Source organism: Gammaproteobacteria bacterium (assembly GCA_017999615.1).
In the GTDB taxonomy this organism is placed as follows: Bacteria; Pseudomonadota; Gammaproteobacteria; order JAABTG01; family JAABTG01; genus JAGNLM01.
The window spans coordinates 649,711-676,041 of the sequence record JAGNLM010000001.1 but is presented as its reverse complement, the minus strand read 5'-3'; the positions used below and the strand labels follow the sequence as shown (position 1 = coordinate 676,041).

The window sequence follows — 26,331 nt, the reverse complement described above, 5'->3', positions numbered from 1 at the left end:
CTCCTGACCACCGATACCGTGGGGCTCGACCGACCGCTGCGGCCTCTCACGGGGCGGGCGTGCTGGCGCCCCGCCCGCCCCGGGAACCGCGTTTCGCCGCCGGGGTCCTCAGCTTTCGAAGCGTTCCTCGGCCGAGGCCGCGACCCTTGCCTTCTTCACTTCTTCCGGCAGCTTGTCCCCGAACATCTCGAGCACCGGCGGCGTCAGCAGGTGGTAGAGCAGCTCGGTGCGCACGATGCCGACGCCCGCGGCGGTGAAGCTGTACTCGAGCGCGCGGGTCTCGTCCGGCTGCAGGCGCGAGTCGTTCAGGATCTCGGTGGCCTCGGGTGGCATCACCGGCTTGCCGTCCTTGCCGAGGGCGAGGAGGAGGAAGGCCTTGGGGTCGTCCTTGGAGGGGTGCTTCTCGTAGTTCTGCCACAGCAGCTTCCCGTCCTTGTCGTACGCGGCCACCCGCACGATGGCGTTGCGGAACGGCGCGCCGGTCGGGTAGGCGTGCGGCAGGCGGTTACGCAGCGTGATGTCGACCTTGAAATTGTCCCCCTCGCGCTTCACGTCCATGCTCAACGCGACACCCTGGGTGATCATCTTGTCGTGGTGCCCACCGGCCATGGTGTGGTCGAACACCTTGACCTTCTCGCCGTCCTTGTTCACCACCTCGGTCGGCGCCATGTGGCAGGCCTGGCAGTTGATGAAGGCCTTGCCCTTCTCGTACTCGGGGCCGGTCATGCAGAGGGGCACTTCCTTCGGGTTGTTGCGCTGGTCGTGGCATCCCATGCAGAGGTCGTTGCTCTTGAAGAGCGACGCCTTGCTGCCCTTGATGGGCTGGGGGTGGTTGACCGGAATCGGCCACGTAGACCCTTTGGGCACCCGCTTCTTGGTGTAGGAGATGCCGGAGGGCCCGTAGAGCTGCTCGGTGTCGACCTGATAGGCCAGCTGGCCGAGCTGGTACTTGCCGTCCGGCTTCTTGATGCCCTTGAAGTGGGCGAAGGAGTGGCACACCACGCACCCGACGCCGTTGCTGTAGGCCTCTTTCTCGTCAAGCTTGGTCTTCTTCTCCATCGCCGCGACCGGCGCGTGGCACTGCAGGCAGACCGGATAGGTCTGAGACTTCTTGTGCTTGACGCCCTCCTCCGTCGGCGAGCCGACCTCCATCTGGTACATCGCCTCGTGGATGGGGTCCTTCAGCGCCGTGCTCTTCGCGTGCATCGAGGACTTCCACTGGTTGTAGATTTCCTCGTGGCACTTCTTGCAAGCTTCCGGGCGATAATACTGAACGGTCCTTCCCTGGAACGGCTCTTCGGCCTCGTCGTCCGCCGTCGTACGGGCGGCGTACGCCGAATGCGCCGGGAAACCTCCGATCAGCACGAGAGCGAGGGTCAGGACGAGTGAGCGGCTGCGCACGACGACCTCCATCCGATTCATCCAGGTTATTGTTGAAGAAAATCACCCCAAAGACGGTGAGGGAATCATGAGTGACGAACCGGAGTGCGTCCACCAGGTCCTTGACCAAGATGCAGGCCACTTGATCTGGCGCAAATCTGCGGGGAGGCGAAGCGCGGCTCCATTCGTGGCCCCGCTTGCGGGGAGCCCGGGCCGGTCGGACCGCCGCGCCGGCGGGAGCGTGCGCGCGCCGCTCCTGGCCCTCGCGCTCCTCACCCTGGCGCCCCTCGTGCTGACGCCCCTGGCCCTCACCGCCCTGCCCCTCACGGCCCTTCTCGGCCTCGAAGCGGTGGCCGCAGCCGCCGTCCCCGGATGCCTCGGCTGCCACCCCGTCCGCGACCAGGGCCACCCGGCGGGACATGCCTTCGCTGCGGGAGACTGCACCGCCTGCCACGCCGGCGACGCCGCGGCCGCGACACGGGAGCTCGCGCACGCCGGGCTCGTCGCCTTCCCGGGGAACCTGGAGAACGCGGAGCGGACCTGCGGGCGCTGTCACCCGGCAGAGCTGGCCGGTGTGCGCGCGAGTCCCATGGCGACCCTGCGCGGGATGGTGACGGGCAACCGGCAGGCCTTTGGCGAGGCCCCCGCAGGCGATCGGAAGTCCGCCCCGGCGGCGGCCGCGGGCGTCGCCAGCCTCGGCCAGTCACCGGCCGACTCGCTCTTTCGCAAGCTCTGCGCGAGTTGCCACATCGCGCACCCCAAGGCCCGGCACGCGCTCGACCCGGTGCGCGACCGCGGGGGCGGGTGCCTCGCCTGCCACCTGAACGACTACCCCGCGGGTGCGCACGCCGAGCTCTCCGCCCGGGTGCGGGACGAGCGCTGCTTCGGCTGTCACTCCCGCGCCACGCGCATGGCCCTCGCCTACTCCGGCCTCGCCGAGGTGGACGAGTCCGCGCTCGCACGGGTGGACCGGTCACGCCTGGGGCGGCTCCCCGACGGCCGACTGGTGGAGCGCGTCCCGGGCGACGCCCACCACCGGGCGGGAATGCGCTGCGTCGACTGTCACCGCGGGACCCAGGTGATGGGCCTGGCGGGGAAGGCCGGTCCCGTCTGCGAGGACTGCCACCGCGAGGGCGGAAAGGCGCGGATGCCCGCCCACCCATACGCGCGCGAGCACGCTCGCCTCACCTGCGAGGCCTGCCACAGCCAGTGGGCGCCCCAGTGCGAGGGCTGCCACGTGCGCTTCGAGCCGGGCGCCGAGCAGTGGGACCATCACGAGCGCCGGCTGACCCCCGGGCGCTGGCTCGCGGACCGCGGGAAGATGCAGCCCGTCGTGCCGAACCTCGGGGAGCGACCCGACGGGCGCATCGCACCCTTCGTCCCCGGCATGGCCATGAGCGCGGAGTTCCCGCCTCCCGCTGGCGGGCCCGCGGCGGTGCGGTCGTGGCGCGAGCTCGTGCCCATCAGCCCGCACACGGTGGGGCCGGCGCGGGCCTGCGGGAGCTGCCACGGCACGCCGCCCGCTCCCCCGCCCGCTACCCCGTCCGCTCCCCCGTCCGCTCCCCCGTCCGCTCCGTCGGCCGCTCCCCCGCCCGGCGAGGCCCCTGCCGAGCGCAACGGTCCCGAGCGCGTGCCCCTCACCCTGCGCGAGGGACTGCTGCACGTCCCGGTCCGGCTCGTGGGCTGCGTGCAGGACCCGGACCTCTCGTTGCTGCTCGACACCGGCTCGGCCGTCACCGTGCTCCCCCACCCGCACCTGCAGCGCATGTGCGGGCGCAACCGGGCGCTGCCCCTCGGGGAAGTGAACGTGGAGCTCATCCACGGTGGTGGCGCCGAGGCAAGGCACTACCTCCTCGAAGGACTGCGCATCGGTTCCTGCGTGTTGCCCGGCGTGCGGGCGCTCGCCTGTGCCTCCGCGGACAGCCACTGGAAGCCGGTGCTCGGGATGGACGTGCTCTCTCGCCTGCAGGACCTGCGCATCGAGGTCCGACCTGACGGCGGGGTGCTCGCCTTCGTCTGCCCACCCACGCCGACCGACCCCACCGCAAACTGCCTCCTCCCCTAGCGAACGAAATTTACATAGGCAATACACTTGGGTCATAGTTAGGGAGGCAATATCCCATAGGCAAACGCAGAACCAGAGGAGGATAGGAGCATGTCCCACAGGCGAATCACCTGCCTCGTCCTCGTCTTGACCGGCGGCCTCGCGCTGTCGGCCGGCGCTGGTGCGGACACCGTCAAGGGCCGCATCGACGACATCTCCAACAAGGGGTCCACCATCAAGCTGACCCCCGAAGGCCAGCCGCCGGTCACGGTTCTCTTCGGACCGGAGACGCAGTACGTGAACGCGGCCAGCGTGAAGGACCTCGGCTCGCCGGACCTGATCGAGGTCGAGTACGCCCCCGGCAAGCCCGCGACCAGGATCACCAAGGTGGTCTTCGGCCTGCCACCCGGAGCGGAGGTGAGCCTGCAGGAGCTCGAGGCGATTCGCGCGGGCAAGGAACCCTTCGTCCTCGTGGACGCCCGTCCCGAGAAGCAATATGTCACGGGGCACCTGCCGGGCAGCATCAACATCTTCCCGAAGGACTTGCCGAACCGCCTGAACGAGCTGCCGGCCGACAAGGGGGTGATGCTCATCTTCTACTGCGGCGGCCCGACCTGCCCGTACACGGGGCAGTCCATCGAGATCGCGGCCAAGGCCGGCCACACGAACCTGAAGGGTTTCCAGGCCGGAATTCCCGCCTGGAAGAAGGCCGGCAAGCCGGTCGTCGCCAGCCCCTCGTGGGTCGCCGCCGGTCTCGGCCCGAACACCGTGGTGATCGACGTGCGCGCGAAGGCCGAATCGGCCAAAGGTCATGTCAAAGGGGCCGTGGCGATGGAGGCTGCGGAGTTCCCTGCGATGACCCAGAAGTTCGTCGCCGAGAAGCAGGTGGCCCGGTTGCCGGGTGTCGCCGACATGGCGGCTCCCATCGTCGTGTACGGGGACACCGAGAACGGGCAGGACGTGCTCACGGCCTACGGGGAGCTGAAGAAGTACCAGTACAAGAACGCCGCCATCCTGAAGGGGGGTTACCCCGAATGGGTGAAGCAGGGCCTGCCGATCGAGGCGGGGGCGGCCACGACGCAGATCAGCTACGTGAAGAAGCTGAAGCCCGGCGCGGTGTCCCGGGACGAGTTCGCGAAGCTGGTCGAGAACCGGGGCGACACGATCCTGGTGGACGTGCGCGAGGACAAGGAGGTGGCAGGCGGCAAATTGCCGGGAGCGCTGCACATCCCCATCGACCGCCTTCAGGCCGACCCGTCCGTCCTGGCGAAGGACAAGCCCGTCATCACCTACTGCAGCAACGGCATTCGCTCGGAGATGGCGTACGACTTCCTGAAGAAGAACGGCTTCGAGAAGGTCCGCTTCCTGAACGAGTCACTGGTGATCAAGGGCGATGGCAGCTACGTCCTCGAGTGAACGATATTAATCTTAGTTAAAACAACCAGATACTCATCGCGGACGGTCGTCGTCAGGGCCTATACTCAGGGGGGCCTTCGGGCCCCCCGGGTTGGTGGTGTTGCCCCGCGCAGCGTGCCCCACCGGGAACTCAGCCACCTGCGAGGTATCCGCTCATGTCGATCCCGCGCCCGACGCCCCTCTCCGCCCTGCTCGCCGCCCTGCTCGCCCTGGTCCCGACCGCCCGGGCCGACACCGTGGAGGGCCGCATCGAAGACATCTCGAACAAGGCCAACACCATCCAGGTCGAGGTGAGCGGAAAGTCCCAGGTCGTGCTCTTCGGTCCGCAGACCGAGTTCGTCAACGCGGCGGGCATCAAGGAGCTCGGCACCCCGGACCTGATCAAGGTCGAGCACACGCCCGGTCAGCCGGCCACCCGGATCACCAAGGTGGTGTTCGCCCTTCCGCCCGGGGCCGAGATCAGCATGGAGGAGCTCGAGCGGATCCGCGCCGGCAAGGACCCGTTCCTGCTAGTCGACGCCCGCCCGAAGGGACCGTACCTCGAAGGGCACATCCCGGGCGCCATCCAGATCTTCTGGAAGGACCTGCCGAACAACCTGGACAAGCTGCCCACCGACAAGGGCACGATGGTCATCTTCTATTGTGGTGGTCCCACCTGTCCCTACACGGGCAGCTCCATCGAGATCGCCACCAAGGCCGGCCACACCAACCTGAAGGGCTTCCAGGCCGGCATTCCCGCGTGGAAGAAGGCCGGCAAGCCGGTGACCTCGGTACCCGAGTGGGTCGCGGCCCACCTCGACCCGCATCACGTCGTCATCGACGTGCGCCCGAAGGCGGAGGTGGCCGCAGGGCACCTGCCGGGGGCGGTGTCGATCGAGTCCGCGGCGTTCCCCGCGATGACCCAGAAATTCATCGCCGAGAAGGCACCGGCGAGGCTCCCGGGCGTGGCCGACATGGGGGCGCCCATCGTGGTCTATGGCAACACGGACAACGGCGAGGACGTCCTCACCGCGTTCGCGGAGCTGAAGAAGTACCGCTACAAGAACGCCACGATCCTCGGGGGCGGCTACCAGGCGTGGGTGAAGGAGGGCCGGCCGACGGTCACCGGCGAAGCCCCGACCCAGATCGCCTACACGAAGAAGCCGAAGGAAGGCTCGCTGTCGACCGAGGAGTTCGCGAAAGTGGTCGCCGCGCCCGGCAACGCGCTGCTGCTGGACGTGCGCGACGCCAAGGAGGCCGCGATGGGTGTGCTGAAGGGCTCGACGCACCTGCCCCTCGACAAGCTGCAGGCGGATCCCTCGTCGCTGCCGAAGGACCGTCCCATCGTCGCCTATTGCACCAACGGATCCCGCTCCGAGATGGCGTACCAGTTCCTGAAGAAGCTCGGCTACGACCAGGTGCGCTTCCTGAACGACGCGCTCACCATCAAGGGCGACGGCAGCTACGTCTTCGAGTGAGGGGCGAGCGACGGACTGGCGAAGATGTGCAACACTTGGGGTGTCCCCTTGCGGGGCACCCCATCGATCTCCGACCTTTTTCGAGAGCCCGAAGAACTTGAAACGGCGTGACTTCATCCGGATATCCGGCGCCGCCGGACTCGGTGCCGCCACGGGGGCGCTCCCCGGCTGCGGGGTCGAGCCCCGCGTGCCCCGGGACTCGGAGGCGGTGGTCACCCCGACCGTCTGCGAGGTGTGCTTCTGGAGGTGCGCGGGCTACGCCCACGTGCACGACGGGCGGCCCTGGAAGGTCAGCGGCCACCCGGACGACCCGCACTCGGGCGGGCGCTTGTGTACCCGGGGCACCGCCGGACCGGGGGCTTGGGACGACCCGAGCCGGCTGCGCCAGCCGCTGCTGCGCGAAGGGAAGCCCGGGCAGCAGCGCTTCCGGCCCGTCTCCTGGGACGAAGCGCTCGGTTACATCGCCGAGCGCCTGCAGCGGATCGCGAGGGAGCACGGCCCCGAGCGGGTCGCGCTCTTCAGCCACGGCTCCGGCGGGGCCTTCTTCCGACACCTGCTGCGGGCCTATGGCGCGGACACCTACGCCGCGCCCTCCTTCGCCCAGTGTCGGGGTCCGCGCGACGTCGGCTTCCGGCTGACCTTCGGGGAGCTGCTCGGCTCCCCCGAGCGCACCGACATGGCACGCTCGCGCTGCATCGTGCTGATCGGCTCGCACCTCGGGGAGAACCTGCACAACGGGCAGGTGCAGGACTTCATCGGGGCGATCGAGGCCGGTGCCAGCGTCATCACGGTCGACCCGAGGTTCTCGGTCGCCGCCGCGAAGTCCCGGTACTGGCTGCCGATCCGCCCGGGCACCGATCTGGCGCTCCTGCTCGCCTGGACGCACGTCATCGTGGGCGAGGGGCTCTACGACCGCGACTACGTCCAGCGCTACTGCCACGGCCTCGCCGAGCTGACCCGGCACGTCGAGCCGTTCACCCCCGAGTGGGCCTGGCTCGAGACGGGCATCGACCCGCAGGTGATCCGCGAGACCGCCCGCGAGATGGCGCGGCACGCCCCCGCGACCCTGGTGCACCCGGGCCGCCACGTCACGTGGTACGGGGACGACACCCAGCGCAGCCGGGCCATCGCCATCCTGAACGCGCTTCTCGGGTCCTGGGGCCGGCCGGGCGGCTTCTACGCGCCGGAGAAGGTGAGCCTGCCGGAATACCCGACGCCGCCCTACCCCAAGTCGAAGGCGGCGGACCTCCAGGCCCGGCGCGGGGGGTTCCCGTTCGCCGACGCCGACGTCACCAACGCCGTCATCGACGCCTCGGTGGGTGAGCGGCCTTACTATCGGGGCTGGATCGTCTACGGCACGAACCTTCCACTCAGCATCCCCGCGGTCACCGGCAAGCTCGAGGAGGCCTCGCAGAAACTGGACCTCTTCGTCGTCGTGGACGTGCAGCCCGCCGAGGTGACGGGGTACGCGGACGTCGTCCTGCCCGAGTGCACCTACCTGGAGCGCTACGACGAGCTGCGCAACGCCCCCGAGCGCGAGCCCTCCCTCGCCCTGCGCATGCCTGCGCTAGCCCCCCGCTACGAGACGAAGCCGGCCTGGTGGATCGCGCGCGAGCTGGGCCACCGCCTGGGGCTCGGCGCCTGGTTCCCGTGGCAAGACTACGCGGAGGTGCTGGACTGGCAGTTGCAGCAGGTCGGCAGTTCCCTCGCGGAGATGCAGCGCGTGGGGCTCAAGCGCTTCCCGCGCAAGACCGCAGCGTACTTCACGCCGGGACAGGCGGTGCGCTTCCGGACACCGACGGGCAAGATCGAGCTCCATTCCACGGAGCTCGCGAAGGCCGGGCTCGACCCCCTGCCCCGCTACACCCCGCCCGAGGAGACGCCCGCTGGCTTCCTGCGCCTCGTCTACGGCCGCGCGCCCGCCCACACCTTCGGGCGCACCGGCAACAACCCGCTGCTCTTCCAGTTGATGCCGGAGAACACCCTGTGGGTGCACCCGGACGCCGCCCGTCCGCGCGGCCTCGCGAGCGGGCAACGGGTGCGCCTGAAGAACCAGGACGGCGCGGTGAGCCTGCCGGTGCGCGTGCGCGTCACCGAGCGGATCCGCCCCGACTGCGTGTACCTCGCCCACGGCTTCGGCCACACCGCGCCCGGGCTCAACCTCGCCCGCGGGGCCGGGGCTGACGACACGGGCCTGATGACGCGGGTGAAGGTCGACCCGCTGATGGGCGGCACGGGCATGCGTGCGAATTTCGTGACCGTGATGGCGGAGGACACGCCGGCGTGACCCGCTACGCAATGGTGATCGACACCCGGCTGTGCATCGGCTGCGGGGACTGCGTGGTCGCCTGCAAGACCGAGAACCGCGTCCCCGACGGCCTGAACCGTGACTGGGTCGTCGAGGCCACCCACGGCCGTTACCCCGAGCTCCGCACAGAGTTTCGCAGCGAGCGCTGCAACCACTGCTCGCATGCCACCTGCGTGTACACCTGCCCCACCGGCGCGAGCCACTTCTGGGGCGACACCAACATCGTGCTGGTGGCACCCGAGAAGTGCACGGGCTGCAAGGCCTGCATCGCGGCCTGCCCCTACGACGCGCGCCTGGTGATGCGCCCCGACGGCTACGTGGACAAGTGCACCTTCTGCGCGCACCGCGTGGAGCGCGGACTCGACCCGGCGTGTGTCGCGACCTGCCCCACGCACTGCATGCACTTCGGCGTGCTCGACGACCCCGCGAGCACGGTGAGCCGCCTGCTGGCGACCCGCCCCTGGAAGGTCTTGCTCCCGGAGACCGGCAACCAGCCCAACGTGTACTACCTCACCTAGATGGCCACCGAAGAGCTGCTCGTCACGCTGCGCCACAACCCCGGCATCGACCCGGTGCTCTCCGTCTGGGGCTGGGAGATCCCGCTCTACCTCTACCTCGGGGGGCTCACCGCCGGGCTCATGGTATTCGCCGCGGTCATCGTGCTCACCCGGCGCGAGGAGCAGTCGCCCTTCGCCGGCCGGCAGGCGATCCTGCTGGCCCCCCTGGTGCTCTCCGCGGGGATGCTGTTCCTGTTCCTCGACCTCTCCCACAAGCTCTACGTCTACCGCTTCTACACCACCTTCGAGCCGACCTCGCCCATGTCCTGGGGCGCCTGGTTCCTCCTCCTCGTCTACCCGGCCAGCATCGCCCTCATCCTCGCAAGCCTGCGGGCCGGCTATCCCGCGCTCGCCGCCCAGGCGGCCCGGGTGCCCGGCATGTCCGCCCTGATCGATGCGGCCGAGCGGACACGCCGCCCCATCGCGGCGGCGACCCTCGTCTCCGGCGCCGCGCTCGGGGTCTACACCGGGATCCTGTTGAGCGCCTTCAACGCCCGGCCCTTCTGGAACTCCGGCGTCCTCGGGCCGCTCTTCCTCGTGTCGGGGCTCTCCACCGCGGCGGCGCTCATCGTCCTCGCGGCCCGCTTCCACCACGAGGAGAAGACCCTCTTCACCCGCATCGACATCGGCCTCATCCTGGCCGAGCTCGTGCTCGTCGCCCTCCTGCTGGTGAGCCTCGCGACGGGCAGCGCGGTCCAGGTGGAGGCCGCCCGCGAGGTGTTCTTCGGCGAGCAGGCGCTGGCCTTCTGGGTCCTGTTCGTGGGCCTGGGGCTCCTGGTGCCGCTCGGGCTCGAGGTGCTCGAGCTGAGGGGGATCTGCCTCTGGTTCCTCGCCGCACCGCTCCTCGTGCTCGTGGGCGGATACCTGTTGCGCGAGATCACCGTGGAGATCGGACAGCGCACCGCCTACCAGCAGTACGCCCAGGAGCACGACGCGCGGTGGCTGGAGCGGCTCCACTCAACTCGGGAGTGAACGAGACCATGAACGCAAAGGCCTTCCGCATCGCAGCCCTGGCCGCGGCCCTGGCGAGCACCCCCCTGGCCGGCTGTGAGCGGGCCCCGGTGGCCTCCGCCGCCCCCTCTCTCGGCGCGGTCGCGGCCGGCGTGGCCCAGGGGGAGTACCGGCTGACAGCGCAGCAGCTCTCGGACTGGGTCGCCGCGGGAAATCGCGCCCTGCGGCTCGTGGACCTGCGCACCCACTCCGAGTTCGACGCGGGGCCCATCCGGGGCGCGGAGCACATGCCGCTCCCGGAGGCCGTGAGCCGGGCGGGCGCCGAGCGCCTTGGCAAAGGGGGCGTGGTCGTGGTGTACGGGGAGGAGGCCTCTTCCGGGGCACAGGCTGCGGTGCTGCTGCGCCTCGCCGGCATCGAGGCCTATTCGCTCGACGGCGGCTACCGGGGTTGGCTCGCCCACCTGGGTCAGGCAACGGCCCTCGGGGCGCGCGATCCGGGCGACGGCAAGCGGCTCGCGGCGGCCTGCCGCGAATCCGCCGAGTGGGCCCAGGCACGCACGAGCGGCTTCGTGAGGGTCGCGGAGGCAGCCGCCTCCGCACAGGCACCGACGCCACCCGCCTCTGCGGCCCTGCCCTCTGCGCCGGCGGCCGCCTTCACCCCGCCGGTCGCACCGCTCGAGGCGCCCACTCCCGCCGCACCGGCGGCCCCGGCTGCCCCGATTGCGCCCGCGGCACCGGCCGCGCCCGCTGCGCCCACGGCTCCCGCAGCCCCGGCGGCACCCGCGGCACCGGCCGGCGGTGGGGGATTGATCGTGAACGAGGGCTGTTGAGGTGAGAGCGGCGCGCACCCGAATTCCCATCCACGGGGGAGGCTCTGACGTGTCTCGACTGACGCTCGCTCGCCGGGCACTGCCCACCCTGTTCGCCGCCGTCCTCGCCGGGTGCGGGGACGGCGCGCCACCCCCCGCCGCAGGGAACACCCCGTCTGCGGCCGGGAGTGCGCCGAGTGGCGAGGCCCCGCGGCTCGACACCGACGCCCGTCGCCTCAGCTACACCATCGGGTACCAGCTGGGGGAGCAACTGCGGCGCGAGGCGCTGCCCCTGGATGCCTCCGTACTGGCACGAGGGGTACAGGACGGCGCGGCCGGCTCGCCGCCGCGGCTCTCCGCGGGCGACCGCGAGAACGTGCTGCGCCAGTTCGAGGCGAAACAGGGCCAGGCGGGACTCGCCGAGGCGGAGCGCAACCGCAGCGAGGGGGCGGCATTCCTCACGGCGAACCGCAACAACCCCGACGTGGTGGAGCTTCCGGGGGGCCTGCAGTACCGCGTGGTCAAGGCCGGCACCGGGCCGGTACCCCAGGCCACCGACCAGGTGCGGGTGCACTATGCCGGGACCCTCATCGACGGTACGGAGTTCGACAGCTCCTACCGGCGCGGGGAGCCCACCGTACTCAGCGTCGGCCAGGTGATCGAGGGCTGGCAGCAGGCCCTCACCCGGATGCCGGTCGGCTCACGCTGGCAGCTCTTCGTGCCTTCCGACCTCGCCTACGGCCACGCCGGTGCGGGCGGGGTCATCGGGCCGGACGAGACGCTCATCTTCGACGTGGAGCTGCTCGGCATCGAGTGAGCCGCTCCGGGCTCGCCGGCGCACTGCGCATGAGTCCGCTGCGGGGTGAGACGAGCCACTGCGCCATCTCCTCGGCGGGCAGGGCGCGTGCGTAGTGGTAGCCCTGTCCGCAATCACAGCCGAGCTCGGTGAGCGCCTGCACCGTGTCGGCGTCTTCCACGCCCTCGGCGACGATCTTCAGCCCGAACGTGTGGCCCAGGTCCACGACGGCCTTCACGATCTTGGCGCTGCTCGGGTCCCCCAGCATCCCGAGGACGAAGGACTTGTCGATCTTCAGCTCGTCGACGGGCAGCTTGCGCAGGTAGTTGAACGACGAGTAGCCCGTCCCGAAGTCATCGATCGCCAGACCCACCCCGACCTCGCGCAGGCGCCCCAGGGTCGCGAGGCTGCGCTCCGGGTCCTCCATGACCGCGCTCTCGGTGACCTCGAGGGTGAGGCGGTCGGGGACCACGTCCCAGATGTTGAGCGCCTGCTGGACGAGCGCGGTGATCTCCGGGTCCGCCAGGAGTGCCGCCGAGAGGTTGACCGCGACGCTCGCCCCCGGCCAGATCTCGCTCCAGTCGCGCGCGTGCTTCAGCGCGACGTTGAGCGACCAGAGGGTGAGCGGCTTGATGAGGTCGTGCTCCTCGGCGACCGTCACGAACCGATCCGGAGAGACGAAGCCCCGCGTGGGGCTCCGCCAGCGGCTCAGCGCCTCCACACCGCAGATGCGGCCCTCGGCCAGCGCCACCTTCGGTTGGTAGTACAGCGAGAGGTCGTTCCCCGCGATCGCGGCCTCGAGCTCCTGCGCCAGCAGCAGTGCGCTGTCGGGCTGCCCTTCCAGCGCAGTCGCCGGAACGAAGGGCTTTCCGTGCTTGAGCGCCGTTCCGAGGGCGACGTCGGCGCGCTGCACCAGGCCTTCGGCGGTCCCCGCGTGGGCGGGGAACACCGCCACGCCGAGCGTCGAATTCATCCCCAAGAGCTCCGTGCCGACCTTCAACTTGCCGGTCAGCAAGCGTCTGACCTTGGCCACGGCGAGCAGCGCGTGCTCGGGGTTCTTCAACCCCGGCAGGACGACCGCGATCTCTCCGCCGCCCAGCGTGGCCACGCGGTCCACCGGGCGCAACTGGGCCTGCAGCATGGTGCCGACCTGCTGCACGAACTCTTCGCCGGCACCGTACCCGAAGGTCGTGTTGATGACCCGATAGGTGCGCAGTGCGAGGAGGATGAGCGCGGCGCTCGAGCCCGGGCTGCGGCCCAACTCCTCCGCGACCAGGGAGACCACCCCCGTGCGCGAAAGGCGCTGGCACGTCTCGTGGGGCCGGCCGAGGGGTTGCTGATCGAGCGCCATCCGTCGCCTGTCCGTTCGTCCCGTGCTGCCGAGAGGCTCGCCGGCCGTCAGATGAAGTACTCGCTCGCGTCCACCCCGTAGCTTCCGGGGGCGAGCGTCGAGGCAATCGCAACGGGTGTCCCGTGGTCGCTGACCGACTCGGTGAGGAGATCGACCTGGGGAAAGTGCTCGAGCGGCCGCTTGTCGGCGTCCAGGATCACCATGACCTTGGGGCGCAGCCGGCGGACCAGGTTTTGCTCCACCACGATGGCCACCTCACCGGTCGTCAGCTCCACGAGCGTGCCCGCCGGGTAGGTTCCGAGACACTGGATCAGGTGTTCGATCAGCTCCGGCTGGAAGTGTTTGTCGCGCAGCTCGTAGAGCTCGCGGATCGCGCTCTCGTGGGACATCGCGCTGCGGTACACGCGGGTGCTGGTCATCGCGTCGTAGGTGTCCACGAGCCCGACGATGCGCGCGAAGAGCGGGATGTCCCTGCCCACCCGTCCTTCGGGGTAACCGCTGCCGTCGTGACGCTCGTGGTGGTAGCGGGCCGCGTTGATGGTGCTCTCGTCGATGTCCCGCGTCTCCTTCAGCACCTTCACCCCGAATTCGACGTGCCGGCGCAAGAGCGACAATTCCGCTGCCGTCATGGGGCCGCTCTTCACGAGCAGCTCGTCCGGAACGTGGGTCTTGCCGATGTCGAACAGGGACGCCGCGAGGGCGAGCTTCTGCAGCTCGCCCTTCTCGAGCATGAGTTGTTTGCCGAGAATGACAGCCAGCAGCGAGCAGCTGAGGACGTGCGTGTAGGTGTAGTTGTCCTTGCGCTTGAGCCGGGCGAGGAGCAGTGCGGCGTCGGTGCTGCGCAGGACGCTGTCGACCAGCCCCGTGATGCCCGCCTTGAGCTGGGCGGTCTGGATGGCCCGACCGCCGGACTTGGCACCTTCGAAGATCCGCGTGAGCTCGCTGGAGACCTGCTCCGTGCTCTGCCTGGCCTTCGGGAGCTCGACCTGGGCCTCCACCGGGTCGGGCTTGCTCCTCAGGGTGGGCGGCGGGATGTCGAGCTTCTCGGGCTTGGCGTCGAGGCCCCGCTCGACGTCGATGTAGACGAATTTGCAGTGCTTGTGCAGCTCCGCGATGTCCGATCCGACGCGGATCTGGAAGCCCTGCAGGGGGAAGGGCGTCCCGAGCCACGGGCGGTCGAGCCGCGAGACGTACATGCCCGGGCGTAGTTGCCTGAGAGTGACTCTCTTCTCCAGCAAAGCTGGCCTCCTCACGCGGTGCACCGGCCCGGGCTCGGAGGACTTATCGGCACCCGTCCGTGGCGCTTGATGGGGCCGCGCTCAGGGGTAGCGCGGAAGGACCACCGGGCCCTCGGGGTGCTCCAGGTGCACGGTCTCGACGCGACCGCCGAGGACCACCGCGTAGCCGCGGCGCCGCTCGGTTCCCTCGACGCTGAACTCGAAACCGAACTCGCGCCGCAGGCGCAACCAGCCGCTCGCGCCCCGGGCGAAGGAGAGCCGGCGCAGTGCGACGGTCTGGTCCAGGAGCTGAACGTCCAGGTCCTGGCAGGCGCGGCGCGCGGCGGCCAGGGCCCCCTCACGGGCGCGCAGTCCGTCCTGCCAGAGATGGGTGGCCAGGGCGAGGGCCGCGAGCCCCATGACGACTTCCAGACTGAACACCCCGCGCCCCCCGCGCTGGCCGTGAGCCCGCGCCTCAGGCCCGCGCCATGAACTCGCCGGTGACCGTGTTCACCCGCACCCGCTCTCCTGGGGCGATGTACTCCGGCACCTGGACGACGAGGCCCGTGGAGAGAGTGGCCGGCTTGGTCCGAGCGGACGCCGAAGCGCCCTTCAGCGAAGGGGCGCAGTCCACGATCTCCAGCTCGACCGTCGCCGGAAGCTCGAGCCCGAGCACGGTACCTTCCGAGACCAGGGCGTAGAGGCCCGTGAGTCCGTCCACGAGATAGGGCAGTTCGGCGGCAATCGCCTCGTGGTCCATCGGGTACTGCTGGTAGTCCTCCAGGTCCATGAAGGTGCAGGAGTCCACTTCCCGGAACAGGAGCTGCACCGGCCGGCGCTCGAACGACACCTCCTGCAGGTCGTCGTCGCCCCGGTAGGACTGCTCGAGCTTCTGGCGGGTCACCACTTCACGGAACTGGACCTTGTACAGGGTGTTTCCACTGCGCGAGGAGGGCGATTGGACGCTCACCTCGCGTACCATGTACGCGCGGCCCTCGATGGAGACTACCGTGCCCCGCTTGAGCTCGCTTGCCTTCATTGCCGACCCCTCCGAAAACGGGCGCGATCCTACGGTGCCCCAACCGTCGACGCCAGGGTGCCTGCCATGCGACTGATCCTGCGCCTGGTCCTGTTCCTCCCCGCCATCGCCCTGGCCGCCGCCGGGCTGTTGCTGGTGCTGGCCCTGGACGACCAACCCCTCGTCACCAACGTCGCCCCTCTCTCGCCGGAGGAGCTCACCCGGGCCGAGCGCATGCTGCGCGAGCACGACCCCCGGCGGCAGCCGGAATCGGGCGACCGCACGCTCTCCCTGAGCGCCCAGGACGTGAACGCGCTGGTGGGTTACCTGGGTCAGCGCGTCGGGATGGCCGCGACGCGGGCGACCCTCGGGACCGGTGAGGTGCGTCTGGTCGGCAGCCGCGAGCTGCCCGAGAACCCGGCGGGGCGTTTCCTGAACGTCGAGGCGACCCTGCGCGCGAGGGGCGCCGAGCTCTCCCTCGGCGACCTGCGGGTCGGTCGGGTACCCGTTCCGGACGCCCTCGCCGCCTGGGCCTGGCGGCGGACGTGGGAACAACTGGCCAAGGAGCCGGGCTTTCGCATCGCCCGGGAATCGGTGCGCGAGGTCCAGGTCGCGCCCGACGCGCTCCGAGTCCGCTACGAGTGGCGGCCCGACCTGGTCGGTGCCGCGCGGGACCAGCTCGTGCCGCCCGCCGACCGGGAGCGCCTGATGGAGTTCCAGCGCAGACTCCTCGCATCCCTCGCCGCCGTGCCTGCCGGCCGGTCCTTGCCGCTTGCGAGCGCTCTCCGTGACCTCACCGGGGTGGAGCCCGCAGGGGACGACCCGGCGGCCGAGAACCGGGCCCTCCTGGTCGTCCTCGCCGCCCACGCCCTCGGCAAGGACCTGCGCCTGCTCGCGCCCGACGCCGAGGCCGCTCCCCGGCGCGGCGTGCGTCTGGTCCTGCGGGGCCGGGTCGACCTCGCCCAGCACTTCCTCACGTCTGCCGCGGTCACCGCGGCCTCCGGCAGCGCGGTCTCCGAGGCCCTCGGGCTCTCCAAGGAGCTCGCCGACGCCCGTGGCGGCAGCGGCTTCAGCTTCACGGACCTGGCCGCGGACCGGGCCGGGACTCGCTTCGGCGAGCTTGCCGTGCGCTCGCCCGACACCGCGCGTGCGTGGCGGGCCCGGCTGGCGGCGCAGACCACGGAGGCCGATTTCATGCCGGCGGTCGACGGCCTGCCCGAGTACCTCTCCGAAATCGAGCTCCGGCGCCGGTACGGCGAGGTCGGGAGCCCCGCCTACCAGGAGGTGCTCGACGAGGTCGACCGCCGCGTCTCGGCCTGCCCCATGTACCGCCCGTGAGCACGGCCCAGCGCAGGCCTGGCGCAGCCCTGCCGCAGGCCCGGCGCAGCCTCAGCGCAGGCCTGGCGCAGGCCTAGCGCAACGTGACCGTGAGCGTCGCTGGCTCGTCCGGGCCGATCCAGCGCCGGCGAAGGACCTCGACCGTGGACTGCTCACCGGCCGACCGATCCCAGAGCGCGAGGCGCACGTCCGAGAACCGCGCGACCGGATGACCGTCGATGGCGACGATCTCGTCGCCTTCCCGCATCCCCGCCTCCTGCGCGCCGCTGTTCGCTTCCACGGACGCCACCCGCACCCGGCCCTCCTGCGTCTCGATTCCCACCCCCAGCCGGCCCGACGGGGGCAGGCTCCGCGACGGGGAGGTCAGGAGGAAGTCGCCCACCTCGGGCTCGAGCGCCACACCGTCCATGGGCAGGAGCACCATTCCGGAGACACCCGAACGGCGTGCCACCCGGTTGGGGATCCCCGAGCGGTAGGTGAGATGCCCGGAACCGGCCAGCACGACCAGCGTGCGGCGGGGGTTCTCTGCGAGGTAACGGGCGGCGCACTCGGCCATGCCCTCGTCCCAGGTCAGCTGCACCTCGAGCCAGCGCTCGAAGCTCTGCTCGCCGCCCCTCGGGTGCTGATCGAAGATGGTGCGCAGCCGCGCGTGGTAGGCCTCGTCGCTGCGGTCGATCTCCGCGGGCACCTGGGCGCGCTCGGCCTCGCTCAGACCCCCGAGGCCCTCCCGGCCGATCTTCGTGGTGATCTCGGCGGGAACGTTCAGGGCGACCAAGGGGATGCCGTGCTCCCGGGCGTACTGCAGGATGGGCCGGTACAGGCGGTAGTCGAAGCGCCAGCGCTCGAAGTACTCCGTACGCTCCAGCATCTCGCGCTCGGAGACGCGGCCCGCCACGTAGTCGTCGAGCACACCCTGGAAAGGCTGCTGGAACTGTTCCATGCCGATGGCGATCGCCCGGCGCCGCGCGTGGAGGCCCCGGATCACCTCGAACTGGTTCAGGTGGTGGTCGAGACGGTCGTGAGTCTCCCCGACGAACACGACCCGCGTCCGGTCCAGACGTGGGATGATCCGCTCCAGGGCGGGCACTGCGCGCATATCGATGGCCCTCGCGACAGGCGAACCTTCCGGGGCCGCCAAGCCCTGCGCCGGCCGCTCACGCGGCCCTGCGCCGGGAACCGATCCGGGACCCGAGCCGGGAACCGCGCCGGGAACCGCGGCGGCAGGAACCGACAGGAGCAGCACCGCAAGGGTCGCGGCGGCCGCACCGGAACGAGCGATGAGGTTCATGCGGATGTCCCGTTCTGCCTACCCCTACCCTGACCACCGGACCCCCTTCTGGGTTCCAGCGCTCCTCGGCGTGCTCGCGCTCACCGTCACCCCACCCGCCCCGACCCAGGTCCACCATGACCTGCAGGTCCAGCTCGACCCCCTGCGCGGTAGGCTCGATGCGGAGGATACGCTGACGCTCCCCGCCGGGACGACCACGCTCGAGCTTACCCTGCACGCGGGTCTCGAGCCGAGGACCGGGACGCCCGGCGCAAGCCTGGAGCGGACCGGCACCGCCACCGCCGCCGTCCCGCTCGAAAGGTTTCGCGCGCAGGTCCCGGCGCAGAGCCCCCGGCTCACGATCCGTTACGGGGGACTCTTGCGCCACCCCGTCACCGACATCGCGACCGACGGCGGCAGACCGATGCCCAGCACCCCGGGCCTGATCGACCCTGCGACCGTGTACCTGGACGGGGCGAGCGGCTGGTATCCCGACCCTGGCGGACCCCTCACCTTCTCCCTCACGGTGTCGCTTCCCCCGGGCTGGAGGTCGGTGAGCCAGGGGGTCGAGGACGGTGCCGGGACGGTGGGCGGGACCGAGGGGACCCGCTGGACAGAGGGGACCCGCTGGGTAGAGCGCCGGCTCCAGGACGAGATCTACCTCGTGGCCGCCCCTTTCACGGTGTACCGGAAGGCGACGCCCCACGGCGAGGCCCAGGTCTACCTCCGGGCCCCGGATCCGGACCTCGCCCAGCGCTACCTGGAGGCCACCGACCGCTACCTGGACCTCTACAGCCAGCTCCTGGGGCCCTACCCCTACGGGAAGTTCGCGCTCCTGGAGAACACCTGGGAGACCGGCTACGGGATGCCCTCCTTCACCCTCATCGGCTCCCGGGTCCTGCGGCTGCCGTTCCTGCTGGAGAGCTCCTACCCCCACGAGATCCTCCACAACTGGTGGGGCAACGGGGTCTGGATCGACTACCGCGCCGGCAACTGGGCCGAGGGCCTGACCTCGTACCTGGCCGACCACCTCGTCCAGGAGCGGCAAGGACGCGGCACGGCCCACCGGAGAGCGGCGTTGCAGAAATACGCGGACTACGTCGACGAGGCGCAGGACTTCCCCCTCACGTCCTTCCGGGGACGCCACGGGGAGGTCACCCAGGCGGTGGGGTACAACAAGGCCCTGATGGTCTTCCACACCTTGCGCCAGGAGGTCGGCGAGCGGGCCTTCGTGGAGGGGCTGCGCCGGCTCTACCGGGAGCACCTCTTCCGCACCGCGGGCTGGGCGGACGTGCAGCGAGCCTTCGAGGCCGAGGCGGGGCGCGATCTGGGCTGGTTCTTCGCGCAGTGGGTCGAGCGCACGGGCGCGCCGAGGATCCGTCTGTCCGGGGTCACCGCGACCGCCGTGGGCGGCGGATACGCGGTGAGCGGACGCATCGAAGAGACCGGCACGGGCCGGCCGTATCGCCTGCAGGTGCCCGTGGCGGTACAGGGCGAGGGAGACTTGCCGGCGGTGGTGAAGACCGTCGCGCTCGACGGGCGGTCCGCCCCGTTCGAGGTGCGCACGAGCACGCGGCCCGTGCGCCTGCAGGTGGACCCGCGGTTCGACCTCTTCCGCCGGCTCGACCCTGCGGAGCTCCCGGCCTCTCTCGGCCGGCTCTTCGGGGCCCGTCAGCCCCTGCTGGTGCTACCCGGTGCGGCGCCGGCCACCCTTCTCCAGGCGTATCGGTCGCTCGCCGCCGAGTGGGCCCGTGGCGGCGGAGAGGCCGTGCTGGACAGTGAGGTCCAGAGCATTTCCGCCGATCGCCCGGTGTGGGTCCTGGGGTGGGAAAACCGCTTCCTCGCTGACGTGGCGGACGCCCTCGCCCGGCAGGGCGACCACCTCGAGGAGCCGCACCCGCGCGGACGGGACGAATTTGATGCCTCCCCCCCGGGGAGCAGCGGCCTCTCCGGCGGCCGGGTCACGCTTGCCGACCGGACGCTGCCGAGGGCCGGGCACGCCTTCACGCTCGCGCTGCCCCGCCGGGACGCGCCGTCCGCGGTGCTGGGCTGGGTGGGCGCCGAGGATGAGGCAGCCGTCGCGGGCATCGCCCGCAAGCTGCGCCACTACGGGCGTCAGGGCTACGTCGTCTTCGACACACCGAGCCTGCAGGCCGCCCTCCAGGGCGAGTGGGCGGCGCTCGATTCTCCCCTCGGCGTGGTGCTGGACCCCGCGGGGGCCAACACCCCCCTGCGGCTCCCGCCGACCCCGCCGCTCGAGCCCTAGGGACTTGCCCGAGCCTTCGCCCCGGGGATGCAGGCCCGAGACTGCACGGGCCCCTCAACCGTTTGCGCCGGCGTCGACCACCCGGAAGAGCCGCGGCGGGCGGCCGACCTTCGGTGGGGGAACCACGCGCTCGAGCCGCCCCTGCTCGACCAGGCTCTCGATGACCGGCTCGAGCTGCGCCGCCTTACGGAAGCGCCCCCGCAGCCGCTGCTGACACTCCCGCAGGGTGAAGGCCTCCAGGGCGTTGGCCCGGATCCAGCGCAAGACCAGGGCCGCATCGCCGATGCCCCGCGAACGTTCTTCGCCTGCATTCATCGCCGGTACCTCCTCTACCCGTACACAGAATAGAGGAGGCGCCTGAATCCAACCTTAAAACGGGCCGTACCCGGCCCCAGGAAGGCGGACCTCGGCACGCAGGCCGCCGAGGGCCTGCGAGCGGGAGAAGGCAAGGGAGCCGCCGTAGTGGTCCACGATCTCCCGTACGATGGGGAGTCCGATGCCGTGACCGGGGACCGACTCGTCGAGCCGGACCCCGCGCCCCGAGAGCTCTCCCAGCCGCTCCCCGGGGATGCCCGGACCATCGTCCTCCACGGTGAAGGCGAGGCCCGCGCCCTCACTCACCCGCAGGACCACCCGCTCTCTGGCCCACTTCGCCGCGTTGTCGAGGAGATTGCCGAAGAGCTCCAGGAGGTCCTGCCGGTCGCCCCGGAACGCAAGCCCTTCCGGCACCTGCAACTCGAAGTCGAGCGCACGTCCGGCGTGAGCCCGGCGCATCACCTCCACCAGGTCGGGGAGCTCCCGGGCCGGCGCGAAGCTCTCGGTCGAGGACGAGCGTCCCGCCAGACGGGCCCTCGCGAGCTCGTGATCGACCACCTCCTGGATCTTCGCCACGCCCTGACGCACATCAGGCCCGAGCCGCTCCCCTCCCCGCTCATCCAGGGCGTGAGCCAGCAGAGTGAGCGGCGTCTTGATGGCGTGGGCGAGATTCCCGAGGGCATTCCGCGAGCGTTCCAGGCGCTGATTCATCACCCCGAGGAGCCGGTTCACCTCGTTCACGAGCGGACGGACCTCCAGGGGCACGTCCTCGCACAGTCGGCCCACCTCGCCCGACTCGAGCCGCAGGCAGTCCTCCCGCACCCGCTCGAGGGGGCTCAGCCCCCAGCGGACCACCACCCCCTGGATGAGGAGCAGCAAGCCCATGACCGCCAGCGTGCCCACGGAGAACCACAGATGCATGCGAGCGAGGTGCTCCCTGACCGGGGTGAGGTCCTCGGCGACCATCAGACCCACCGGCCTGCCGGACACCACGTGCGTCTCGGCCCGCACGAGCAGCGGCTGGCCCCGCGGACCCCAGGCCTCGGAGATCCTCACCACGCCCGGTGTCTCCGGGGCACGCCCCGGGAGGTCCTCGCCGTGCAACGATCGGGACCGGACCTCGCCCCGCTCACCCGAGATGACGAAATAATGCCCGGAAAAGGGGCGATCGTAGACCGGCGCGACGTGCGTCGCGTCGAGCCGCAGCCCCCCTGCCTCTTCCACGTGCAGGCCCGCGAGGAGGGACTCCGTATCGTGCCCGAGCCGCGTCGCCACGAAGTCCTGGGCGATGAACCGGGGCGCCATCCCCGAAACGAGCCAGTGCAGGGCGAGCAGGATCACCAGCGTGACCACCAGCCAGCCGGTGAGCCGCGCCCGCAGGGAGAACACGTCAGTCCCCCTCGCCGAAGACGTAGCCCTGCCCGCGGCGGGTGCGGATCAGGTCCTTTCCGAGCTTCTGGCGCAGGCGATTGACGTAGACCTCGATGACGTTGCTGTCCCGGTCTTCGTCGAGCTCGTACACGTGCTCGCTCAGCCGGCTCTTCGACAGTACCCTGCCCGGGTGGTGCATGAGGTAGCGCAGGAGCCGGAACTCGGTCCCGGTGAGAGGGACCACCTGGCCGTCGGCCCGCACGGCCACCTGCCGGTCCTCGTCCAGGCGCAATCCCTCGGCCGCCAGGGAGGACTCCGCCTCGGGGTGGCTCCGGCGGAGGAGCGCGTTCAGACGGGCCACCAGTTCCTCCAGGTGGAACGGCTTGCCCAGATAATCGTCGGCCCCCGCCTTGAGGCCGTCCACCCGCTCGGACCAGGTATCCCGGGCCGTCAGTACGAGCACCGGGACCTGATTTCCCTCCGCCCGCCAGCCACGCAGCACGTCGAGACCACTCTTGCCGGGCAGCCCCAGGTCGAGCACGACCGCGTCGTAGGGCTCGGCCACCCCGCAAGACTCGGCCTCGAGCCCGTCAGCGGCGACATCGACGGCGAAGCCCGCCTGACGCAGCCCCGAGCGCAAGCGCTCACGCAGCGGCGCGTCGTCCTCGACCAGTAAGAGCCTCATCGCGCCAGCTTCCCCCCGGGAACCCCGGTCACGGGAGCACCGAGCCCTGCAGCCGGGGACCCCTCAGCTCAGCAGGTCGGCAAAACTGCGATAGCCGACGAAGTCGCCGGGTGCGACGACCTTGCCCTCGAGCAACTCGACCAGGCCATCGGCCCAGGCGATAGAGGAAAGGACCTCCGAGCCTTGGCGCGGGAAGAGCGTCGCCTGCGCCGTCCCGTCCGGCCCGGCGACCAGGCGGGCGCGCAGGAACTCCCGGCGCTTTCCCGCCCGCTCGTGCCGGAAATCCGCGGGCACCGAGAACCGCGGGACCTCGGGCCTCAGCACCCCCATGCGCCGCAGCAGGAAGGGCCGCACGAAGAGCAGGAAGGTGACGAAGGCCGAGACCGGATTCCCGGGCACACCCAGGAAATCCGCCTCCCCCACCCGGCCGAAGGCCAGCGGCTTGCCGGGCTTGACGCGGATCCGCCAGAGGTCCAGGCGGCCGAGCGAGCGCACCGCTGCCTTGACGTGGTCTTCCTCCCCGACCGAGACGCCGCCGGTCGTCAACAGGACGTCGGTGGCCCCGGAGGCCTCCGCGAGCGCCCGACGCGTCGTCTCGAAGTCGTCGGCAACGATGCCCAGGTCGCGGACCTCGCACCCGAGCATCCCGAGGAGGGACCGAAGGGTGTAGCGGTTCGAGTTGTAGATCTGCCCCTCGCCGAGCGGCAGACCGGGCTCGACCAGTTCGTCTCCCGTGGAGAACAGCGTGACGCGCAGGCGGCGGTACACCTCGAGACGAGCGGCGCCGACCGAGGCCGCCAGACCGAGATGCTGGGGGCGCAGCCGCTCGCCGCGGCCCACGACCTCGCTGCCGGCCCGGATGTCGCTGCCGCGGGGGCGAACGTTGTCACCAGCGCGTACCGGGCCGGAGAGGATCACCTCCCCCGCCTCCTCCCGGCAGTCCTCCTGGACGACGACCGCCTCGGCGCCCTCGGGCACCGGGGCGCCGGTGAAGATGCGCGCGGCTGTCCCGGGGACGAGGGGCTCGCCCCGGTGTCCAGCCGGGATGCGTTGGCTCACCCGAAGCCGCGTCTCGCCCGCGCCCGAGACGTTCGCCACGCGCACGGCGTAACCGTCCATGGCGCTGTTGTCCCAGGGCGGGACGTCGTGCGGAGACACCACCGGCCCTGCCAGCACGCGGCCCAGCGCGGCCGGCAGCTCCGAGGTCTCGGTGTCCTGTACGGGCCGGGCGCGCTCGAGCAGAAAGGCGAGCGCATCATCGAAAGAAAGCGTGGAGGCTTCGCCGCTCATGGGGGCAATGGGATACCGACGCTGCTGGGCGCGGGGCGCGCCTGCCAATGCAAACTACCGAAGCGGGGCAACACGCTGTCTGCCCCGCCTCGAAAGACCCTCGACTCCGCCCCGGGGCGGAGGGGGCTCCCCTGGGGAAGCCCCGCGCGAGACGGACGGCTACTTCTTGAACGTATTCTCGACCAGCGGCTTCGCGTCCGCCTGTGCCTGGTGGCACAGCGTGCACTTGTAACGGGACCCGTCCACTTCCTTGTCCACCTTGGTCGGTGAATTCCGCAGGTCCGTGTAGTGGCTCGCGGGCATCGGCGTCGGCATCCCCGCGGCGACCTTCTGGCCCATCTTGTCCGGCTGCTTGTGGCAGCTGACGCACATGTTCATGGTGGGCGTGATGTTCTCGTAGGCCGCGATCGAGTGCGGGATCATCGGCGGGGCATCCCCGAAGTAACGGGGCATCGTCCCCTGCGTCGTCGCGTAATCCCACGCCGGCGGGACGGGCACGTCGAAGACGCTCGACTTGCTGAGTCCCATCTCCTTGTCGTCCATCGCGGTGCCCGCAGCCTGCACGATGCCCGCGGCCGCCAGCGCCAATGCGGAAGCGATCAGAACGGTTTTGATTTTCATGCGACCCTCCTTTTGGGTGGTACCTGCGACTTTTCGAGCCCCGAATCCCCCGCGCGCCGTGCCGCCACGATACGGTGGCGCCAATCGAACCGCAGGGCATCCTCGGGGCAAACTGGAATACAGCTCCCGCAGTTGATGCACTCTCCTGAGGCAACCATGCCGGCCTCTGCGGCCTTCTTGAAATTCAGGACCTGCGGCTCCGGGCAGACCCGAACACACTCTCCGCAGCGGCTGCAGCGTTCGTCCACGAACGCAACCCGCACCTGCGCCGTGCGCTCCCCCAGCACCGCGTAGAAGGCCCCGAGCGGACACAGGTGCCCACACCAGCCATCACGCAGCACGAGGGCGTCGAACAGGAACACGCCGAGGACCGCGGCCCACCCGATACCCGCCCCGAAGAGGAGTTCCCGGTGGAACATCGAGATCGGGCTGACCCACTCGAACGCGGCCACACCCGCGAGGGCGGAGAGAACGAGGGTGAGTGCGAGCACCCCGTAACGGACCTTGCGGGTCACGTTGGCGAGGTCCCGGACCTTCAGGCGCTTGCGCAGCCAGGCCGCGGCATCGGTCACCAGGTTCATGGGACAGACCCACGCACACCACGTCCGCCCCCCGACGACTCCGTAGAACAGCAGGACCAGGCCCCCGCCGATCAGCACCTCGGCGGTCGGAAAGTAACCGGTGAGCACCGTCTGCAGAACGGCGAACGGGTCGGCGAGCGGCACGAGCCCCAGCACCTCGGAGGCCGAGTAGTTGCCCACCAGGAGCAGCCGGCCGAACAGGCTCCAGCCCCAGTGCAGCGACCCGAAGAAGAGCAACAGCAGGCCCGCCTGGACGGCGCGCCGGGCGATGAGGAAGCGCCACACGCGAAGCTTGCCCCCGAGGGTCGCTGGCATCACGAAGGGCCGCGCGGGCGGACGCCCCCCCCGCTGCGAACCCTCTCTGGTGTCAGGTGCCGTTGCCATGACTCCGCTCAGTCATTCAGATAATCGATGCCGGCCCCGGTCGTATCGCGCCCCGGTCCGGCCGGGCCCGCCTCCTGGGCCGGCACGAACTCCTGGGTGATCGGGGTGTCGATGGTCCACCCGAGCCGGTAGTGCGCCCCCATCTTTCCCTGCACGAGGTCCGCCTGGACGATGCGGATGGCCGGCACGTCCGTCGGGCACGCCTTCTCGCACACCCCGCAACCGGTGCAGTGCTCGCTGTGCACCAGCGGTACGAACACAGCGTGCTTGCTGGTCTTGCGCGGGTGGTGAGCGACCGTGATCGCCTGGTTCGACACCGGGCATTCCCGGTGGCAAACCTCGCACCGCAGACCCTGCCAGGACAGGCAGCTCTCGATGTCGATGACCGCCAGCCCCATGCGCGCCTGGTTGATGTCCGTGAGCCCCGGATCGAGGGCCCCCGTGGGACAGGCCACCTTGCAGGGGATGTCCGGGCACATGTAGCAGGGCACGTCCCGGGGCAAGAAGTACGGGGTGCCGATGGGGATGGACTCACCCGCGGCCGCCAGCTTCAGCGTGCCGTAGGGGCACGCCGGCAGGCACAGGCCACACTTGATGCAGAGCGCGTTGAACTCGGCCTCCGTGCCCGCCCCCGGGGGGCGGATCGCGAACGGCGTGGCCCGCGCCTGATTCTGCAGCAGGAACCACCAGACCAAGCCGCCCGTCGCCGCCAGAGCCGTGCCCTGGGCCGCCTTGATCAAGAAATCACGCCGCGACGATTCACTCACGACAGCCCAACGCCTTCCGGTCGATTTCCACAAAGCACACAGAGGGCACCGGGGATGGAACGCCTTTCACTCGGGGCCCTCTGTGGGCTCTGGGGTGGGCCGCCGGAGAACCGCGCTCCGACGGCCACCACGCGAGGCAGCC

General features: G+C 70.5%; 23 protein-coding genes. 10 read left to right on the top strand and 13 right to left on the bottom strand.

From position 1 onward, the window contains the following. Nucleotides 1-108 precede the first annotated feature (108 nt). A complete protein-coding gene (locus tag KA217_02975; GenBank protein MBP7711415.1) occupies nucleotides 109-1,401 on the bottom strand; it encodes a cytochrome c family protein in 1,293 nt (430 codons plus the stop codon). Nucleotides 1,402-1,621: 220 nt separating this feature from the next. Here KA217_02975 and KA217_02970 point away from each other — a divergent pair, with 220 nt between their 5' ends. The 8 genes from KA217_02970 (at nucleotide 1,622) to KA217_02935 (ending at nucleotide 11,739) form a co-directional block, all read left to right on the top strand. After that, nucleotides 1,622-3,445 carry a hypothetical protein gene (locus KA217_02970; GenBank protein MBP7711414.1) on the top strand — a complete coding sequence of 608 codons (1,824 nt, stop codon included), beginning with the start codon at nucleotides 1,622-1,624 and terminating at the stop codon, nucleotides 3,443-3,445. Between the two features lie 90 nt (nucleotides 3,446-3,535). Continuing rightward, the gene (locus KA217_02965) at nucleotides 3,536-4,840 is read left to right on the top strand and encodes a hypothetical protein (GenBank protein ID MBP7711413.1); all 1,305 of its coding nucleotides are present in this window, start codon (nucleotides 3,536-3,538) and stop codon (nucleotides 4,838-4,840) included. Between the two features lie 155 nt (nucleotides 4,841-4,995). Next, nucleotides 4,996-6,297, top strand: coding sequence for a hypothetical protein (locus KA217_02960; GenBank protein ID MBP7711412.1), 1,302 nt, complete (start codon nucleotides 4,996-4,998; stop codon nucleotides 6,295-6,297). 97 nt (nucleotides 6,298-6,394) lie between these two features. Beyond that, nucleotides 6,395-8,584, top strand: a complete 2,190-nt coding sequence (locus KA217_02955; protein ID MBP7711411.1) for a molybdopterin-dependent oxidoreductase — start codon at nucleotides 6,395-6,397, stop codon at nucleotides 8,582-8,584. Next, a complete protein-coding gene (locus KA217_02950; GenBank protein MBP7711410.1) occupies nucleotides 8,581-9,123 on the top strand; it encodes a 4Fe-4S dicluster domain-containing protein in 543 nt (180 codons plus the stop codon). Before KA217_02955 ends, KA217_02950 begins: the two co-directional genes overlap by 4 nt. Continuing rightward, a complete protein-coding gene (gene nrfD, locus KA217_02945) occupies nucleotides 9,124-10,134 on the top strand; it encodes a polysulfide reductase NrfD (protein MBP7711409.1) in 1,011 nt (336 codons plus the stop codon). A gap of 8 nt (nucleotides 10,135-10,142) precedes the next feature. Beyond that, the gene (locus tag KA217_02940; GenBank protein MBP7711408.1) at nucleotides 10,143-10,943 is read left to right on the top strand and encodes a rhodanese-like domain-containing protein; all 801 of its coding nucleotides are present in this window, start codon (nucleotides 10,143-10,145) and stop codon (nucleotides 10,941-10,943) included. Between the two features lie 49 nt (nucleotides 10,944-10,992). After that, nucleotides 10,993-11,739, top strand: coding sequence for an FKBP-type peptidyl-prolyl cis-trans isomerase (locus KA217_02935; GenBank protein MBP7711407.1), 747 nt, complete (start codon nucleotides 10,993-10,995; stop codon nucleotides 11,737-11,739). Here the strand turns inward: KA217_02935 and KA217_02930 are convergent. The 4 genes from KA217_02930 to yeiP all read right to left on the bottom strand — a co-directional run bounded on the left by KA217_02930 (nucleotide 11,705) and on the right by yeiP (nucleotide 15,325). After that, the gene (locus KA217_02930) at nucleotides 11,705-13,069 is read right to left on the bottom strand and encodes a bifunctional diguanylate cyclase/phosphodiesterase (protein ID MBP7711406.1); all 1,365 of its coding nucleotides are present in this window, start codon (nucleotides 13,067-13,069) and stop codon (nucleotides 11,705-11,707) included. The genes KA217_02935 and KA217_02930 overlap by 35 nt on opposite strands. A gap of 47 nt (nucleotides 13,070-13,116) precedes the next feature. Further along, nucleotides 13,117-14,307 (bottom strand): HD-GYP domain-containing protein, encoded by a 1,191-nt coding sequence (locus KA217_02925; protein MBP7711405.1) that lies wholly within the window; start codon nucleotides 14,305-14,307, stop codon nucleotides 13,117-13,119. Between the two features lie 81 nt (nucleotides 14,308-14,388). Next, entirely contained in the window at nucleotides 14,389-14,706 is a 318-nt protein-coding gene (locus KA217_02920; GenBank protein MBP7711404.1) for a DUF3301 domain-containing protein, read from the bottom strand. Between the two features lie 55 nt (nucleotides 14,707-14,761). After that, the gene (yeiP, locus tag KA217_02915; GenBank protein MBP7711403.1) at nucleotides 14,762-15,325 is read right to left on the bottom strand and encodes an elongation factor P-like protein YeiP; all 564 of its coding nucleotides are present in this window, start codon (nucleotides 15,323-15,325) and stop codon (nucleotides 14,762-14,764) included. A gap of 66 nt (nucleotides 15,326-15,391) precedes the next feature. On the opposite strand from yeiP, the gene KA217_02910 reads away from it, so the two are divergent. Continuing rightward, on the top strand, nucleotides 15,392-16,642 hold the full coding sequence (locus tag KA217_02910) for a hypothetical protein (protein ID MBP7711402.1): 1,251 nt from the start codon (nucleotides 15,392-15,394) through the stop codon (nucleotides 16,640-16,642). Between the two features lie 73 nt (nucleotides 16,643-16,715). Here the strand turns inward: KA217_02910 and KA217_02905 are convergent, their stop codons facing one another. Next, nucleotides 16,716-17,738, bottom strand: a complete 1,023-nt coding sequence (locus KA217_02905; GenBank protein MBP7711401.1) for a ChaN family lipoprotein — start codon at nucleotides 17,736-17,738, stop codon at nucleotides 16,716-16,718. Nucleotides 17,739-17,934: 196 nt separating this feature from the next. On the opposite strand from KA217_02905, the gene KA217_02900 reads away from it, so the two are divergent. Then, nucleotides 17,935-20,175, top strand: a complete 2,241-nt coding sequence (locus KA217_02900; protein MBP7711400.1) for a M1 family peptidase — start codon at nucleotides 17,935-17,937, stop codon at nucleotides 20,173-20,175. Nucleotides 20,176-20,229: 54 nt separating this feature from the next. On the opposite strand, the gene KA217_02895 is transcribed toward KA217_02900, so the two are convergent. The 7 genes from KA217_02895 to napG form a co-directional block, all read right to left on the bottom strand. Then, a complete protein-coding gene (locus tag KA217_02895; protein MBP7711399.1) occupies nucleotides 20,230-20,490 on the bottom strand; it encodes a hypothetical protein in 261 nt (86 codons plus the stop codon). 54 nt (nucleotides 20,491-20,544) lie between these two features. Next, nucleotides 20,545-21,879, bottom strand: coding sequence for an ATP-binding protein (locus KA217_02890; protein MBP7711398.1), 1,335 nt, complete (start codon nucleotides 21,877-21,879; stop codon nucleotides 20,545-20,547). A 1-nt stretch (nucleotide 21,880) separates the two neighbouring features. Next, complete coding sequence (locus tag KA217_02885) at nucleotides 21,881-22,546, bottom strand: response regulator transcription factor (GenBank protein ID MBP7711397.1); 666 nt, start codon at nucleotides 22,544-22,546, stop codon at nucleotides 21,881-21,883. A gap of 63 nt (nucleotides 22,547-22,609) precedes the next feature. Further along, on the bottom strand, nucleotides 22,610-23,836 hold the full coding sequence (locus KA217_02880; GenBank protein MBP7711396.1) for a molybdopterin molybdotransferase MoeA: 1,227 nt from the start codon (nucleotides 23,834-23,836) through the stop codon (nucleotides 22,610-22,612). 159 nt (nucleotides 23,837-23,995) lie between these two features. After that, the gene (locus KA217_02875; GenBank protein MBP7711395.1) at nucleotides 23,996-24,457 is read right to left on the bottom strand and encodes a nitrate reductase cytochrome c-type subunit; all 462 of its coding nucleotides are present in this window, start codon (nucleotides 24,455-24,457) and stop codon (nucleotides 23,996-23,998) included. After that, nucleotides 24,454-25,422 (bottom strand): quinol dehydrogenase ferredoxin subunit NapH, encoded by a 969-nt coding sequence (gene napH, locus KA217_02870; GenBank protein ID MBP7711394.1) that lies wholly within the window; start codon nucleotides 25,420-25,422, stop codon nucleotides 24,454-24,456. Before napH ends, KA217_02875 begins: the two co-directional genes overlap by 4 nt. 8 nt (nucleotides 25,423-25,430) lie before the next feature. Beyond that, nucleotides 25,431-26,189: a ferredoxin-type protein NapG gene (gene napG, locus KA217_02865; protein MBP7711393.1), complete on the bottom strand. Its 759-nt coding sequence runs from the start codon at nucleotides 26,187-26,189 to the stop codon at nucleotides 25,431-25,433. Between the last annotated feature and the right edge of the window lie 142 nt (nucleotides 26,190-26,331).